Origin of the sequence: Streptomyces sp. CB03238, from assembly GCF_002099185.1 — a bacterium.
In the GTDB taxonomy this organism is placed as follows: domain Bacteria; phylum Actinomycetota; class Actinomycetes; order Streptomycetales; family Streptomycetaceae; genus Streptomyces.
The window spans coordinates 106346-120858 of the sequence record NZ_NBCN01000019.1 but is presented as its reverse complement, the minus strand read 5'-3'; the positions used below and the strand labels follow the sequence as shown (position 1 = coordinate 120858).

Here is a 14513-nt window from a genome sequence, read left to right as displayed (position 1 = left end):
CAACAAGGCCGAAGGGCCGCACCCGAACGGGGGTCACACGGCGTGAGGTTCACATCACCGGCCGTAGAAGCTGATCAGGGAGGAATCGGACTTTCGTGTACGAGTCGCTGGTGGGCCCGGTGGGGGTGGGGGGTGTCCCAGTCGCCATGATCAGCAGCGGAATGCAGCATTCAGGCATGCAATGTCCGATTCCCTCACCCTGTCCGGCCGCCCGTAATGTCGGGATCATCCCCCAGTGCGTGAGCAAACTCACATATAGATCGTTGCCGTCCACCGCCATTTGCGGGGAATCCCATGTTTAGCCTGACGCTTTACAAAGTGGAAGCTCTGTCAATCAGGCGCCCTGGCGGCGCCCGTACTCCGAGGTCTGAAACCACCGATGAAGACGACGATGACCATGCGCAGCATCGCCAACCCGCGCCGCACCACCCTGATGCACCTGGCCGACGCCGGTGAGCTCGACCAGGGCGTGCGGCCGGACCACTCGGTCGACCTCCCCGCCAGCACCGCCAACCCGCGCCGTACGACCCTGATGGACGCTCCCGTCCCGGCCGCACGCTCATAACGGCAGGTGGCGTGCGCCTCCCGCGTTAGCCTGGAGCGTCAGACTCCAGCCAGCGGAAGTAAGGGGCACGGCATCCCGTGCGCATCGCCAGGTTCTCCATCGACGGCAATGTCGCCTTCGGCGCGGTCGAGGGCGGCAGCGCCCCCGGCGAAGAGGGCGCTCTCGTCCTCGACATCATCAAGGGTATTCCGTACGCCGACTTCGAACTCAGCGGGACCAAGGTCCCGCTGAGCAAGGTCCGGCTGCTGCCGCCCGTCCTGCCCAACAAGGTCGTGGCCATCGGCCGCAACTACGCGGAGCACGCCGCGGAACTCGGCAACGAGGTCCCGGAGGTCCCCGTCGCCTTCTTCAAGCCCACCACCTCCGTGATCGGCTCCGGCGACGCCATCGTGTACCCCTCCTTCTCGAACGAGCTGCACCACGAGGCAGAGCTCGCCGTCGTGATCGGCCGCATGTGCCGCGAGGTCCCGCGCGAGCGCGTCAAGGACGTCGTCTTCGGCTACACCTGCGCCAACGACGTCACCGCCCGCGACGTCCAGAAGCGCGAGAAGCAGTGGGCCCGCGCCAAGGGCTTCGACACCTCCTGCCCGCTCGGCCCCTGGGTGGAGACCGACCTCGACCCCGCGGACGTCACGATCCAGTGCACGGTCAACGGAGAACAGCGCCAGCTGGGTCGTACGAGCGACATGGTCCACTCCATCGAGGACCTGGTCGTCCACATCACCGAGGCCATGACGCTGCTCCCGGGCGACGTCATCCTCACCGGCACCCCGGTCGGAGTCGGACCGCTCAACGTCGGCGACGAGGTCGCCGTCACCATCGAAGGCATCGGCACTCTCACCAACAAGGTGATCAAGCGTGGCTAACGCGATCCGCGTACGTTTCTGTCCCTCGCCGACCGGCAACCCCCACGTGGGCCTGGTCCGCACCGCCCTGTTCAACTGGGCCTTCGCCCGGCACCACCAGGGCACCATGGTCTTCCGCATCGAGGACACCGACGCGGCCCGCGACTCGGAGGAGTCCTACCAGCAGCTCCTCGACTCGCTGCGCTGGCTCGGCCTCGACTGGGACGAGGGCCCGGAGGTCGGCGGCCCCCACGCCCCCTACCGCCAGTCGCAGCGCATGGACATCTACCAGGACGTCGCCGGCAAACTGCTCGCCGGTGGCTACGCGTACCGCTGCTACTGCACCGCCACCGAGCTCGACGAGCGCCGCGAGGCCGCCCGAGCCGCCGGCCGGCCGTCCGGCTACGACGGGAAGTGCCGCGACCTCACCGACGAGCAGAAGGCGGCGTACGAGGCCGAGGGCCGCGAGTCGATCGTCCGCTTCCGGATGCCCGACGAGCCGATCACCTTCACCGACCTGGTCCGCGGCGAGCTCACCTTCACCCCGGACAACGTCCCGGACTACGGCATCGTCCGCGCCAACGGCGCCCCCCTCTACACGCTCGTCAACCCCGTCGACGACGCGCTGATGGAGATCACCCACGTGCTGCGCGGCGAGGACCTGCTGTCCTCCACCCCGCGCCAGATCGCCCTCTACAAGGCGCTGATCGAGCTGGGCATCGCCAAGGGCATCCCCGCCTTCGGCCACCTCCCCTACGTCATGGGCGAGGGCAACAAGAAGCTCTCCAAGCGCGACCCGCAGGCCTCCCTGAACCTCTACCGGGAGCGCGGCTTCCTCCCCGAGGGCCTGCTCAACTACCTGTCCCTGCTCGGCTGGTCCTTCTCCGCCGACCAGGACGTCTTCACCATCCCCGAGATGATCGAGGAGTTCGACATCGCGGACGTCAACGCCAACCCGGCCCGCTTCGACCTGAAGAAGGCCGAGGCGATCAACGCCGACCACATCCGCATGCTGGACGTGAAGGCGTTCACCACCGCCTGCGAGCCCTGGCTGAAGGCCCCGCACGCCCCCTGGGCGCCGGAGGACTTCGACCAGGCCGCCTGGGAGGCCATCGCGCCCCACGCCCAGACCCGCCTGACCGTCCTCTCCGACATCACGGCCAACGTCGACTTCCTGTTCCTGAAGGAGCCCGTCGAGGACGAGGCGTCCTGGCAGAAGGCCATGAAGGAGGGCTCCGACGCCCTGCTGCGCACGGCCCGCCAGAAGCTGTCGGACGCGGACTGGACCAGCCCCGAGTCGCTGAAGAACGCCGTCCTCGCCGCCGGCGAGGAGCACGGCCTCAAGCTCGGCAAGGCCCAGGCCCCCGTGCGCGTCGCGGTCACCGGCCGCACCGTCGGCCTGCCGCTCTTCGAGTCCCTGGAGATCCTGGGCAAGGACCGCACCCTGGCCCGCGTCGACGCCGCGCTGGCGAAGCTCGCCGCGTAAGTCGCGTAAGTCGCGTACGTCCTCGGGAAGGGGCGGCCACCGGACACCCGGTGGCCGCCCCTTCCGGCGTTGTCAGTCCCCCGCACTAGGCTCCGACGCGTCGCAGCCACCTGCTCACCGCCCTTGGGGGGACCAGCATCATGCCCATGACCGTTCCCGACCTGACCCGGCACTTCACGCCGGGCCACTCCTTCTCGTACGAGTCGGGTGAGACCGGCACGGTGTCGGTGGCGGCCGGGGGCGAGCTGTGGCTCCCCAGCGGCCGTGTCGTGGCCTGCGACCCGTTCGTCTACCTGGGCAGCGGGGACACCGAACCCTTCACCGCCGAGGTGACGCCGGGCCGGTACGCGGTGGAGGCGTCCGTCGTCACGATCACCGTGCCCGGCGAGCCGCCCTCCGACAGCCCCCACACGCGCGTGGCCGCCGCACGGCTGGTGATCAAGGACACGTCCACCGAGACCTGGGAGCTCGCCCTCCAGCCCGGCCAGGACCTCGCGGAACTGGGCGACGACGAGTTCTTCGGCTACGGCGTGGACGCCGGCACCGGCTGCTTCTACGACGCGGCGTGCGACGGCTCCTTCCCCGCCTGCAAGGGCGACGAGGGGCCACTGTGGGACGCCTTCGACACGACCGACTGGTCCCCGGGCCCGCACCTGGTCACCGACCCGGAGACCGGCCACACCATCGCCGCCTTCACCTCCGGCTGGGGCGACGGCGCCTACCCCACCTGGGTGGGCCGGGACGCCTCCGGCGACGTCACCTGCTTCGTCACGGACTTCTTCGTCGTACCGCACGAGCCGGAAACGGCCGCCGCGTAGGCTCGGATCATGCCGATCCGCGCCGTCCTCTGGGACATCGACGACACGATCTTCGACTACGCGACCGCCGACCGCGCCGGCATGCTGCACCATCTGCGGGCCGAGGGCCTGGTCGACGGGTACGAGTCCGTCGACCAGGCCCTCACCCGGTGGAAGGAGCTCACCACCCTCCACTGGCGGCGCTTCGAGGCCGGTGGCGTCGGGTTCGAGGAGCAGCGGCGCGACCGGGTGCGGGACTTCCTGGGGGCGGACCTCAGCGACGCGGAGGCGGACGCCTGGTTCGAGCGGTACATGAGGCACTACGAGGCCGCCTGGGAGCTCTTCCCGGACACCCTGCCCGTACTGGAGCTCCTGGCCTCCCGCTACCGCCACGCCGTGCTGTCGAACTCCTCGGTCCACAACCAGGACCGCAAGCTGCGCGTGCTGGGCGTACGGGACCGGTTCGAGGCCCTGCTGTGCGCGGCCGAGCTGGGCGTGGCCAAGCCCGCCCCCGCGGCCTTCCACGCCGCCTGTGACGCCCTCCGGCTGTGCCCGGCGGAGGTCGCGTACGTCGGTGATCACCCGGACATCGACGCCCGGGGGGCCGTCGAGGCCGGGCTCACCGGCATCTGGCTGGACCGGACGGGCATCGGCGGCAGACCCGAGCTCACCAGGATCACGGGCCTGGACCAGCTGCCCCCGCTGCTGCGCGGCGATACCCGTTTTGGAGCCCCGGACTCCTTCGGGTAATGTTCTTTCTGCGCCGAGGGGAGCGGGCCGAAAGCCCGGACCCGGAAGCGTAACCCGAACAAAATCCCCACCGGGGGTTGCGTTTTGGTGGCCTATGGTGTAATTGGCAGCACGACTGATTCTGGTTCAGTTAGTCTAGGTTCGAGTCCTGGTAGGCCAGCTCGCAGAGCTCATCTGCATCGCGGATCTCATCCGCAAAGCCCCCGTTGTGTAGCGGCCTAGCACGCTGCCCTCTCAAGGCAGTAGCGCCGGTTCGAATCCGGTCGGGGGTACAGATCCTTCCCGCGAGGTCGTCTGGGTAGTTCCCATGTCCTCGATGCAGGATCGCTAGGGCCCCCGTTGTGTAGCGGCCTAGCACGCCGCCCTCTCAAGGCGGTAGCGCCGGTTCGAATCCGGTCGGGGGTACTGGTCTAAACCACCATGGGCTATGGTGTAATTGGCAGCACGAGTGATTCTGGTTCATTTAGTCTAGGTTCGAGTCCTGGTAGCCCAGCGCGTCAATCAGGATGCACGCCCCCGTTGTGTAGCGGCCTAGCACGCCGCCCTCTCAAGGCGGTAGCGCCGGTTCGAATCCGGTCGGGGGTACGTACAGGAGAAGCCCTCCCCAGCAGGGGAGGGCTTTTTCGTGTTCCACGGAGTGTTCCACGGGCAGGGACGAGGGAGATGAGACAACTCCGGCCCACCGCTGCGGCGTTGAAGCGGTGAGCCGGGAGTCGGCAGCAGGGACGGAGGGGTCAGCCGGAGCGGCGCAGGGCGTCGGACAGGCGGGCGGCGGCGTCGATGACCGCCTGGGCGTGCATCCGGCCCGGGTGGCGGGTCAGGCGCTCGATCGGCCCCGAGACCGACACGGCGGCCACCACGCGGTTCGACGGGCCGCGTACGGGCGCGGAGACCGACGCCACGCCCGGTTCGCGCTCACCGATCGACTGGGCCCAGCCACGGCGCCGTACGCCCGACAGGGCCGTCGCCGTGAAGCGGGCGCCCTGAAGCCCCCGGTGCAGCCGCTCCGGCTCCTCCCAGGCCATGAGGATCTGGGCGGAGGAGCCGGCCTTCATGGTGAGCGTGGAGCCGACCGGCACGGTGTCCCGCAGACCGGACAGCCGCTCCGCCGCGGCGACGCAGATGCGCATGTCGCCCTGGCGCCGGTAGAGCTGCGCGCTCTCCCCGGTCACGTCACGCAGATGAGTCAGTACCGGTCCGGCCGTGGCCAGCAGGCGGTCCTCGCCGGCCGCGGCGGCGAGCTCCGCCAGCCGCGGGCCCAGGATGAACCGGCCCTGCATGTCCCTCGCCACCATCCGGTGGTGTTCCAGTGCCACGGCAAGGCGATGTGCCGTGGGTCGTGCGAGCCCTGTCGCCGCGACCAGCCCGGCGAGGGTGGCCGGACCGGACTCCAGGGCGCTCAATACCAGAGCTGCCTTGTCGAGAACGCCGACGCCGCTAGAGTTGTCCATGCAACGATATTCACGTCTCACTCTGTGAAACGCAAGTTCAATTTCTCCAGGAACTTGCCACCCTGTACGTACGGCCCGCGGACCAACGGGTCCGATGTCGACGTCCAGCACGTGAAACGTGGGTTTACGGGCGTGGGCCCACTGATCTCTAGAGGTGCCGGCACACCACGCCGGCCGGAGGGAAAGCGATGGGTAGGACTCTCGCGGAGAAGGTCTGGGACGACCATGTCGTCCGGCGCGCCGAAGGCGAGCCCGACCTCCTCTTCATCGATCTGCACCTGCTGCACGAGGTGACCAGCCCCCAGGCCTTCGACGGCCTGCGCAAGAGCGGCCGGCAGGTGCGGCGCCTCGACCTCACCATCGCGACCGAGGACCACAACACCCCCACCCTCGACATCGACAAGCCGATCGCCGACCCGGTCTCCCGGGTCCAGCTGGAGACGCTGCGCAAGAACTGCGCCGACTTCGGCGTCCGCCTGCACCCGCTGGGCGACGTCGAGCAGGGCGTCGTCCACGTCGTGGGACCGCAGCTGGGCCTGACCCAGCCGGGCACCACCGTGGTCTGCGGCGACTCGCACACCTCCACGCACGGCGCCTTCGGCGCGCTCGCCTTCGGCATCGGCACCTCCCAGGTCGAGCACGTCCTGGCCACCCAGACGCTGCCCATGGCCCGCCCCAAGACCATGGCGATCACGGTCGACGGCGAGCTGCCCGAGGACGTCACCGCCAAGGACCTGATCCTGGCGATCATCGCGAAGATCGGCACCGGTGGCGGCCAGGGATACGTCCTGGAGTACCGCGGCTCCGCCATCGAGAAACTCTCGATGGAAGCCCGTATGACCATCTGCAACATGTCGATCGAGGCCGGCGCCCGCGCGGGCATGATCGCCCCGGACGAGACCACCTTCGCCTACCTCAAGGGCCGCGCCCACGCGCCCGAGGGCGAGGACTGGGACGCGGCGGTCGCCTACTGGAAGACCCTGAGGACGGACGAGGACGCGGTCTTCGACGCCGAGGTCGTCATCGACGCCGCCGAGCTGGCCCCCTTCGTCACCTGGGGCACCAACCCGGGCCAGGGAGCGCCGCTCTCGGCGTCCGTCCCCGACCCGGCTTCGTACGAAGACGCTTCGGAGCGCCTGGCCGCCGAAAACGCCCTGAAGTACATGGGGTTGACCGCCGGGCAGCCGCTGCGCGACATCAAGGTCGACACCGTCTTCGTAGGCTCCTGCACCAACGGCCGCATCGAGGACCTGCGCTCCGCCGCCGCCATCCTGGGCGGCCGCAAAGTCGCCGACGGCGTACGGATGCTGGTCGTCCCCGGCTCGGTCCGGGTCGCCCTGCAGGCCGTCGAGGAGGGCCTGGACAAGGTCTTCAAGGAGGCCGGGGCCGAATGGCGGCACGCGGGCTGCTCGATGTGCCTGGGCATGAACCCCGACCAACTCGCGCCCGGCGAGCGTTCCGCCTCCACCTCCAACCGCAACTTCGAGGGCAGGCAGGGCAAGGGCGGCCGCACCCACCTGGTGTCGCCCCAGGTCGCCGCCGCCACCGCGGTACTGGGCCACCTGGCCTCGCCCGCCGACCTGTCCGAAGCCCCCGCGACCGCCGGAGTCTGAGCAACCATGGAAGCTTTCACCACCCACACCGGCCGGGCCGTCCCGCTGCGCCGCAGCAATGTCGACACCGACCAGATCATCCCGGCGCACTGGCTGAAGAAGGTCACCCGCGACGGCTTCGAGGACGGCCTGTTCGAGGCCTGGCGCAAGGACGCCGAGTTCGTCCTCAACCGCCCCGAGCGGCAGGGCGCCACGGTCCTGGTCGCCGGCCCCGACTTCGGCACCGGCTCCTCGCGCGAGCACGCCGTATGGGCGCTGCAGAACTACGGCTTCAAGGCCGTCATCTCCTCCCGCTTCGCCGACATCTTCCGTGGCAACTCGCTGAAGAACGGCCTGCTCACCGTGGTCCTCGACCAGAAGACCGTGGACGCGCTGTGGGAGCTGACCGAGGCCGACCCGCAGGCGGAGGTCACCGTCGACCTCGAGGCGCGTGAGGTGCGCGCCGAGGGCATCACCGCTGCCTTCGAACTCGACGAGAACGCCCGCTGGCGGCTGCTGAACGGCCTGGACGACATCAGCATCACGCTGCAGAACGAGGCGGACATCGCGGCGTACGAGGCGAAGCGCCCCTCGTACAAGCCGCGCACCCTGGAGGTCTGAGCCTCCCGCCAGCCCCACGCGTCACCATCCGGTGCCCCCGGCCGATCCACGGCCGGGGGCACCGTCGTATGCACGCGCTCAACTCCGCCGCGCGAACCGTGGGGACGATGGCCGAAAGTGACCTTGCCTGTCATCGTGAGAGGCACCCGAGGGGCCATCCGGCTGACGCCGTTCCCGCGTCCTGGTGCACCCCTCCCAGAGCCTGCCGAGGGGGTGGTGGAGTGCTTCAACTTCCTTATGACGGCGGGCATTTGCGGTTCGAAGGGTGGCCGGCCGGTGAGGCCGTACGCAGGTCCCGAAACGCCGCCGCAGCAGGCCAGTTACCCCCTACGGAGGCGACAACTCGCCCCAGATGGCACAATCGGCGCATGGAACGCGACAGCCAACTCGAGCTCTATCAGGCCGTCGCGGCCCGGCTGAAAGAAGCGCACACCCGAGTGCGTGAACTGCAAGTCCCGGAGGGCGTAAGGATGACGCTGTCCCGGAAGCTGTTGGCCATCACGGCCGTGGCGAAGCACGATCTCGCAGGCGCGGCAAGACGGCTGGACCGGTTGATGAAGGACGTCGACGAAGGCCGATTCCCTGAAGGGGACTGACACTCGAACTCCGCGGCGGCCGACTTCGTTGCGGCACTAGGGTGATTAGCCCGTTTCGTGTTTGATTTGCGGTATATATCTGCCTAACGTGCGAAAAAGCTTGAACACTTTCGTTCCGGCAATGTCTCCGAAGGGGAAGACGTGAACAAGGCGCAGCTCGTAGAAGCGATTGCCGACAAGATGGGCGGCCGTCAGCAGGCCGCCGATGCTGTCGACGCGGTACTCGACGCGATCGTCCGTGCCGTGGTGGGGGGTGACCGGGTCTCGGTCACCGGCTTCGGCTCGTTCGAGAAGGTCGACCGTCCGGCCCGTTACGCCCGCAACCCGCAGACGGGTGAGCGCGTGCGGGTCAAGAAGACCTCCGTTCCGCGCTTCCGTGCCGGTCAGGGCTTCAAGGACCTGGTCAGCGGCTCGAAGAAGCTCCCCAAGGGTGGCGAGGTCGCCGTCAAGAAGGCGCCCAAGGGCAGCCTTTCGGGCCCGCCGCCCACCATCGCCAAGGCCGCCGGCAAGAAGGCCGCCGCCAAGAAGACCACCGCGGCGGCGGCGAAGAAGACCGCAGCGAAGAAGGCCACCCCGGCGAAGAAGACCACCACCGCGGCGGCCAAGAAGACCACCGCCAAGAAGGCCACCCCGGCCAAGAAGACCACGGCGAAGAAGGCCACGCCGGCCAAGAAGACCACCACCGCGGCGGCCAAGAAGACCACCGCCAAGAAGACCGCGCCGGCGAAGAAGGCCACGGCGAAGAAGGCACCCGCCAAGAAGACGACGGCGCGCAAGACCACCGCCAAGAAGACCGCCTCGCGCAGCAAGTAAGCGGCACGAGGCCCCAGGGCCGCTCACACGCCGGGCCGGGCTCCCCGAGAGGGAGCCCGGCCCGCGGTGCGTGGGGAACCGGAGGGTCAGAACGTCTGGAGCGTCACCAGTGTGATCCGCAGGGCGTCGCCCTGCCCTTCCGTCTCGATCCGCACCCGCTGCCCCGGCCGCAGCAGCCGCAGCCCGCCCGCGTCGAAGGCCGCGGTGGAGAAGTCCACCGGGGTGCCGTCGTCGAGCAGCACACTCCCGCTGCGGGATTCGGGGTCGTACGTGTACGCGGTCGCCTGCATGAACGGCAGCTTATCCGGCCGCCCCGCCCGCCGCTCGGACGTCCACCGCCCACCGCTCCGCCGTGCGCGGCCCCACACCCAGCCCCAGCGCGGCCCGCAGATCGTCGCCCGTGTCCACGTCCTGGCGTACGGAGGGGACGCCGTCCAGCCGGATTTCCACCGCACCCGACAACAAATGCCGGCGCCGCGACTCCCCGCCGAAAGCCGGGCGCAATTCCACTCCGGGCCCCGCCGACAGCAAAGTCGTGCCGATTTCGGCGGCATCCGGGAGAAAAGCGCGCGGGAATTCCGAGGCAACGGCCAGCACCCGCGACAGTTCCGCCGGCCGAAGTGCCGGGAGATCGGCGTTCAGGGTCGCCACCGGTGCGCCGGGGCGCCGCGCGCGTACCCTCTCCGCCCCGTACGCCAGTGCGGCATTCAGGCCCGCGGCCGGGGCGTCCGGAACGATCCGCGCCCCCAGGGCACCGAGCGTGAGCGCCGCCACCGGATCGTCCGTGACGACGGACACATCCCGCACCGCCGGGCAGGCCAGTGCCGCCGCCACCGTGTCCTGCGCGAAAGCCAGCGCCAGCCGAGGCCGCACCAGCGGACCGGCGGCGCCCGCGAGCCTGCTCTTGGCCCGTACAAGGGGCTTCAGCGGGACGACCAGGGACCAGGAGCCGGTCGGGTCGGCGTTCGTGGCGGCTCTCCTTCCTCGGGGCCGCCATTCGGCAGGCCGTGCGCGTCGGGGCCCATTGTGGCGCGGGCCCGGTGCGACCGGGGGCGCCGGTGTCCGAGGCGGGGCGTACGGTGTTCTCGACAGACCAGGGGCCCGGGGCGACACTTGACCCCCGGCAAGCCAGTCCCACAGGAAGGTGTCCGAGTGTCCCGCCGCAGAATCGGCTTCTGGTACCGCCTTGCGGCGGTCATCGCAAAACCGCCACTGGTGGTTCTGTTCAAGCGGGACTGGCGGGGAACGGAGCACATTCCGGCCGAGGGCGGGTTCATCACCGCCGTCAACCACAACTCCTATCTGGACCCGCTGTCGTACGGACACTTCCAGTACAACACCGGACGCGTTCCCCGTTTCCTGGCGAAGGCGGACCTCTTCAAGGGGTCGTTCGTCGGCACCATGCTGCGCGGCACCGGACAGATCCCCGTCTACCGCGAGACGACCAACGCGCTGGACGCCTTCCGCGCCGCCGTCGCCGCCATCGAGCGGGGCGAATGCGTCGCCTTCTACCCCGAGGGCACCCTCACCCGCGACCCCGACATGTGGCCCATGGCGGGCAAGACCGGCGCCGCCCGCGTCGCCCTGCTCACCAAGGTGCCGGTCATCCCCGTCGCCCAGTGGGGCGCCAACTTGGCGATGCCGCCGTACGCCAAGGAGAACAAGTTCCGCCTCCTCCCGCGCAAGACACTGATCGTGCAGGCCGGCCCGCCCGTCGACCTCAACCGGTTCTACGACAAGGAACCCACCCCGGAGGTGCTCCGCGAGGCGACCGAGGCCATCATGGCCGCGATCACCTCCCTCCTGGAGGAGGTCCGGGGCGAGAAGGCCCCCGCCACGCCGTACGACCACCGCAAGGCCCGCCTGGAACAGCGGCGCAGGGCCGCAGGGGAGGAAGCGAAGTGACACGCCCCGACACGGCAGGACGCCCCGTGAAAGCAGCCGTCTTCGGAACCGGCTCCTGGGGTACGGCCTTCGGCATGGTGCTCGCCGACGCCGGCTGCCAGGTGACCCTCTGGGGCCGCCGCCAGGAGGTCGCCGACGCCATCAACACCACCCGCGCCAACCCGGACTACTTCCCGGGCACCGAACTGCCCGAGTCGGTACGCGCCACCACCGACCCCGCCGAAGCGGCCCACGACGCCGACTTCACGGTGCTGGCCATCCCCTCCCAGACGCTGCGCGGCAACCTCGCCGCATGGGCGCCGGAGCTGGCCCCCGGCACGGTCCTCGTCTCCCTGATGAAGGGGATCGAACTGGGCACCGCCAAGCGGATGAGCGAGGTCATCCAGGAGGTCGCCGAGGTGCCGGAGGACCGCGTCGCCGTGGTCACCGGCCCCAACCTCGCCAAGGAGATCGTCGCCCGCATGCCCGCCGCGGCCGTCGTCGCCTGCCGCGACGAGGCCGTCGCCCAGCGGCTCCAGGCCGCCTGCCACACCCCGTACTTCCGCCCCTACACCAACACCGACGTCGTCGGCTGCGAACTCGGCGGCGCCGTGAAGAACGTCATCGGGCTGGCCGTCGGCATCGCGGACGGCATGGGCCTCGGCGACAACGCCAAGGGCTCGCTCATCACCCGCGGCCTGGCCGAAACGACCCGCCTCGGACTGGCGATGGGCGCCGACCCGCTGACCTTCTCCGGCCTGGCCGGACTCGGAGACCTGGTCGCCACCTGCTGCTCGCCGCTCTCCCGCAACCACACCTTCGGCTTCAACCTCGGCAAGGGTATGACCCTGCAGGAGACCATCGCGGTCACCAAGCAGACCGCCGAAGGCGTCAAGTCCTGTGAATCCGTACTGGATCTGGCCCGTCGCCATGACGTCGACATGCCCATCACGGAGACCGTCGTCGGCATCGTCCACGAAGGAAAGCCGCCCATGGTGGCGCTCAAGGAGCTGATGGCGCGCGCCGCCAAGCCCGAGCGGCGCTGACACGAACCGGCGGCCGACCGGTCGCTGACGCGACCGGAAGGAGCGGGTACGCTCAACGCGATATGAGCAGCGAGAACCTCCCCACCAGCACCGGGCGCAAGCCGCGCGTGGCCGTCGTCTTCGGCGGCCGCAGCTCCGAGCACGCCATCTCCGTCGTCACGGCCGGCGCCGTCCTGCGCGCCATCGACCGGGACACGTACGACGTGCTCCCCATCGGCATCACCACCGACGGCCGCTGGGCGCTGACCGCCGACGAACCGGAGCGGATGGCCATCGCCGACCGCACGCTGCCGAACGTCGCCGACCTCGCCGAGTCCGACGAGGGCAGCGTCGTGCTGTCCGTCGACCCCGGCAGCCGCGAGGTCGTCTACAGCGAGCCCGGCTCGGTCCCCAAGGTCCTCGGAGACGTCGACGTCGTCTTCCCGGTGCTGCACGGCCCGTACGGCGAGGACGGCACCCTCCAGGGGCTCCTGGAGCTCGCCGGCGTGCCCTATGTCGGCGCCGGCGTGCTGTCCTCGGCCGTCGGCCAGGACAAGGAGTACATGAAGCGGGTCTTCGTCTCCTTCGGGCTGCCTGTCGGCCCGTACGAGGTGATCCGCCCCCGCGAGTGGGAGCAGGATCCTTCCGCCGCCCGTGACAAGATCGTCGGCTTCGCCGCCGAGCACGGCTGGCCGCTGTTCGTGAAGCCCGCCCGGGGCGGCTCCTCGGTGGGCATCACCAAGGTCGACGACCTCTCCGGGCTGGAAGACGCCATCGAGGAGGCCCGCCGCCATGACCCCAAGGTCATCGTCGAGTCGCTGCTGACCGGCCGCGAGATCGAGTGCGGCGTGCTGGAGTTCGAGGACGGCCCGCGCGCGTCCGTACCCGCCTGGATCCCGCCCGTCACCGACCACGACTTCTACGACTTCGAGGCCAAGTACATCGACTCGGCCTCCGGTGTCGTCCCCGCCCCGATCACCCCGGAGCAGACCGCCGAGGTGCAGCGCCTCGCCATCGCCGCGTTCGAGGCGGCGTCCTGCGAGGGCCTGGTGCGCGCGGACTTCTTCCTCACCGACGACGGCGAGTTCGTCATCAACGAGATCAACACCATGCCGGGCTTCACGCCGATCTCCATGTACCCGCGCATGTGGCAGGAGAGCGGCGTCAGCTACCCGGAGCTCGTCGACCGGCTCATCCAGGCCGCCCTGCGCCGCCCGACCGGCCTGCGGTAGTCACGAGCGGGCTACACGCTCGGGGGGACGGTCTTCTTCACGGCGCCGGCGAGCGCCGCGAGCGGGCTGGCATCGTGCGCGAACCGCTCGTCCAGCGACACCTCCACGTACGTCTCGCGTGCCGTGGAGGTGAAGCGGGGCCCGTCACCCTCGCGCTGCTCCAGCATCCAGTTCACCCCGCCCGCCTCGACGCCCTCCGCACGGGGATCGCTCATCCGGGCGGGCCGGGGGACACCGCAGCGCAGTACGATCGCCCCGTCCCCCCATCCGGCGGTCAGATCGGAACCCGGCTCCGGATCATTCCGGCCGAGTCCCGCGACGGTCTCGGGCAGCTCCTCGTGCAGCGCGCCGCACAGGGCGGCTTCCTCCGGCGGCGGGCTGGGAACCGCGACGGACACCTCGGCGTCCGTCGGGGAACAGCCCACGGCCGCCAGCAGGACAGCGGCGGCCGCGGCGGTGGCGAAGGGCAGGGCGGGCAGGCGGCGAAGCCGGTGCGAAGACGTCACCGGCTCAGGGTAGACGGGGGCTACAGGTGTACGACCGGGCAGGTCAGGGTCCGTGTGATCCCGTCCACTTGCTGGACCTTCGCGACCACCATGCGGCCGAGCTCGTCGACCGTGTCGGCCTGGGCGCGCACGATCACGTCGTACGGGCCCGTGACGTCCTCGGCCTGGATCACCCCCGGGATCTTGGAGATGGTCTCGGCGACCGTCGACGCCTTGCCCACCTCGGTCTGAATAAGGATGTACGCCTGTACCACGGAACCTCCAGGGCGGCCACGAGGATCTTGTGGAGAAGAAAGGGACGCCACGGTACCGCGTCGCCGCGGGCAGCGGGGAGACCCGCGCGGCCGGTG

At 69.9% G+C, this 14513-nt stretch carries 17 protein-coding genes and 5 tRNA genes; 17 read left to right on the top strand and 5 right to left on the bottom strand.

All coding sequences use genetic code 11. The features are described from left to right. The first annotated feature begins 379 nt into the window (after positions 1-379). The 10 genes from BKD26_RS29340 (at position 380) to BKD26_RS29295 (ending at position 5028) form a co-directional block, all read left to right on the top strand. Positions 380-565 (top strand): hypothetical protein, encoded by a 186-nt coding sequence (locus tag BKD26_RS29340; protein WP_073754545.1) that lies wholly within the window; start codon positions 380-382, stop codon positions 563-565. A gap of 77 nt (positions 566-642) precedes the next feature. Further along, on the top strand, positions 643-1431 hold the full coding sequence (locus BKD26_RS29335; protein WP_084904354.1) for a fumarylacetoacetate hydrolase family protein: 789 nt from the start codon (positions 643-645) through the stop codon (positions 1429-1431). Beyond that, positions 1424-2896 (top strand): glutamate--tRNA ligase, encoded by a 1473-nt coding sequence (gene gltX / locus BKD26_RS29330; protein WP_084904351.1) that lies wholly within the window; start codon positions 1424-1426, stop codon positions 2894-2896. The genes BKD26_RS29335 and gltX overlap by 8 nt, the downstream gene beginning before the upstream one ends. A 140-nt stretch (positions 2897-3036) precedes the next feature. Next, a complete protein-coding gene (locus tag BKD26_RS29325; protein WP_084904348.1) occupies positions 3037-3714 on the top strand; it encodes a DUF4241 domain-containing protein in 678 nt (225 codons plus the stop codon). A 9-nt stretch (positions 3715-3723) separates the two neighbouring features. Then, positions 3724-4443 (top strand): HAD family hydrolase, encoded by a 720-nt coding sequence (locus BKD26_RS29320; protein WP_084904346.1) that lies wholly within the window; start codon positions 3724-3726, stop codon positions 4441-4443. An 88-nt stretch (positions 4444-4531) separates the two neighbouring features. Continuing rightward, positions 4532-4603 (top strand) — tRNA-Gln (locus tag BKD26_RS29315). Between the two features lie 39 nt (positions 4604-4642). Continuing rightward, positions 4643-4715 (top strand) — tRNA-Glu (locus tag BKD26_RS29310). Positions 4716-4775: 60 nt separating this feature from the next. Then, positions 4776-4848, top strand: a tRNA-Glu gene (locus tag BKD26_RS29305). A 16-nt stretch (positions 4849-4864) separates the two neighbouring features. Then, positions 4865-4936: transfer RNA gene (locus BKD26_RS29300), tRNA-Gln, on the top strand. 19 nt (positions 4937-4955) lie between these two features. After that, positions 4956-5028: transfer RNA gene (locus BKD26_RS29295), tRNA-Glu, on the top strand. Positions 5029-5177: 149 nt separating this feature from the next. Here the strand turns inward: BKD26_RS29295 and ndgR are convergent. Further along, complete coding sequence (ndgR, locus tag BKD26_RS29290; protein ID WP_017947593.1) at positions 5178-5894, bottom strand: IclR family transcriptional regulator NdgR; 717 nt, start codon at positions 5892-5894, stop codon at positions 5178-5180. A 188-nt stretch (positions 5895-6082) separates the two neighbouring features. Here ndgR and leuC point away from each other — a divergent pair, with 188 nt between their 5' ends. The 4 genes from leuC to BKD26_RS29270 all read left to right on the top strand — a co-directional run bounded on the left by leuC (position 6083) and on the right by BKD26_RS29270 (position 9516). Beyond that, a complete protein-coding gene (gene leuC, locus BKD26_RS29285) occupies positions 6083-7507 on the top strand; it encodes a 3-isopropylmalate dehydratase large subunit (RefSeq protein ID WP_084904343.1) in 1425 nt (474 codons plus the stop codon). Between the two features lie 6 nt (positions 7508-7513). After that, a complete protein-coding gene (gene leuD / locus BKD26_RS29280) occupies positions 7514-8107 on the top strand; it encodes a 3-isopropylmalate dehydratase small subunit (RefSeq protein ID WP_084904340.1) in 594 nt (197 codons plus the stop codon). Positions 8108-8475: 368 nt separating this feature from the next. After that, the gene (locus BKD26_RS29275) at positions 8476-8703 is read left to right on the top strand and encodes a hypothetical protein (protein ID WP_084904337.1); all 228 of its coding nucleotides are present in this window, start codon (positions 8476-8478) and stop codon (positions 8701-8703) included. A 141-nt stretch (positions 8704-8844) separates the two neighbouring features. Beyond that, positions 8845-9516 carry an HU family DNA-binding protein gene (locus BKD26_RS29270; protein WP_084904334.1) on the top strand — a complete coding sequence of 224 codons (672 nt, stop codon included), beginning with the start codon at positions 8845-8847 and terminating at the stop codon, positions 9514-9516. Between the two features lie 86 nt (positions 9517-9602). Here the strand turns inward: BKD26_RS29270 and BKD26_RS29265 are convergent, their stop codons facing one another. Together BKD26_RS29265 and cofC are read right to left on the bottom strand one after the other, a co-directional pair. Next, entirely contained in the window at positions 9603-9806 is a 204-nt protein-coding gene (locus BKD26_RS29265; protein ID WP_084904331.1) for a hypothetical protein, read from the bottom strand. 10 nt (positions 9807-9816) lie between these two features. After that, the gene (gene cofC / locus BKD26_RS29260) at positions 9817-10455 is read right to left on the bottom strand and encodes a 2-phospho-L-lactate guanylyltransferase (protein WP_084904410.1); all 639 of its coding nucleotides are present in this window, start codon (positions 10453-10455) and stop codon (positions 9817-9819) included. Positions 10456-10668: 213 nt separating this feature from the next. Here cofC and BKD26_RS29255 point away from each other — a divergent pair, with 213 nt between their 5' ends. The 3 genes from BKD26_RS29255 to BKD26_RS29245 all read left to right on the top strand — a co-directional run bounded on the left by BKD26_RS29255 (position 10669) and on the right by BKD26_RS29245 (position 13657). Further along, complete coding sequence (locus BKD26_RS29255) at positions 10669-11421, top strand: lysophospholipid acyltransferase family protein (RefSeq protein WP_084904328.1); 753 nt, start codon at positions 10669-10671, stop codon at positions 11419-11421. Next, positions 11418-12446 carry an NAD(P)H-dependent glycerol-3-phosphate dehydrogenase gene (locus BKD26_RS29250; protein ID WP_084904325.1) on the top strand — a complete coding sequence of 343 codons (1029 nt, stop codon included), beginning with the start codon at positions 11418-11420 and terminating at the stop codon, positions 12444-12446. Before BKD26_RS29255 ends, BKD26_RS29250 begins: the two co-directional genes overlap by 4 nt. A 62-nt stretch (positions 12447-12508) precedes the next feature. Then, positions 12509-13657 (top strand): D-alanine--D-alanine ligase family protein, encoded by a 1149-nt coding sequence (locus BKD26_RS29245; protein ID WP_084904322.1) that lies wholly within the window; start codon positions 12509-12511, stop codon positions 13655-13657. An 11-nt stretch (positions 13658-13668) separates the two neighbouring features. On the opposite strand, the gene BKD26_RS29240 is transcribed toward BKD26_RS29245, so the two are convergent. Further along, the gene (locus BKD26_RS29240) at positions 13669-14163 is read right to left on the bottom strand and encodes a DUF3515 domain-containing protein (protein WP_084904319.1); all 495 of its coding nucleotides are present in this window, start codon (positions 14161-14163) and stop codon (positions 13669-13671) included. Positions 14164-14183: 20 nt separating this feature from the next. Then, positions 14184-14417, bottom strand: a complete 234-nt coding sequence (locus BKD26_RS29235) for an Lrp/AsnC ligand binding domain-containing protein (protein ID WP_028802415.1) — start codon at positions 14415-14417, stop codon at positions 14184-14186. Positions 14418-14513 lie beyond the last annotated feature (96 nt).

Coding starts and splice junctions, on each gene's coding strand:
- BKD26_RS29340 (WP_073754545.1), top strand. CDS start 380: ATGAAGACGACGATGACCATGCGCAGCATCGCCAACCCGCGCCGCACC.
- BKD26_RS29325 (WP_084904348.1), top strand. CDS start 3,037: ATGCCCATGACCGTTCCCGACCTGACCCGGCACTTCACGCCGGGCCAC.
- BKD26_RS29320 (WP_084904346.1), top strand. CDS start 3,724: ATGCCGATCCGCGCCGTCCTCTGGGACATCGACGACACGATCTTCGAC.
- ndgR (WP_017947593.1), bottom strand. CDS start 5,894: ATGGACAACTCTAGCGGCGTCGGCGTTCTCGACAAGGCAGCTCTGGTA.
- leuC (WP_084904343.1), top strand. CDS start 6,083: ATGGGTAGGACTCTCGCGGAGAAGGTCTGGGACGACCATGTCGTCCGG.
- leuD (WP_084904340.1), top strand. CDS start 7,514: ATGGAAGCTTTCACCACCCACACCGGCCGGGCCGTCCCGCTGCGCCGC.
- BKD26_RS29275 (WP_084904337.1), top strand. CDS start 8,476: ATGGAACGCGACAGCCAACTCGAGCTCTATCAGGCCGTCGCGGCCCGG.
- BKD26_RS29265 (WP_084904331.1), bottom strand. CDS start 9,806: ATGCAGGCGACCGCGTACACGTACGACCCCGAATCCCGCAGCGGGAGT.
- BKD26_RS29245 (WP_084904322.1), top strand. CDS start 12,509: ATGAGCAGCGAGAACCTCCCCACCAGCACCGGGCGCAAGCCGCGCGTG.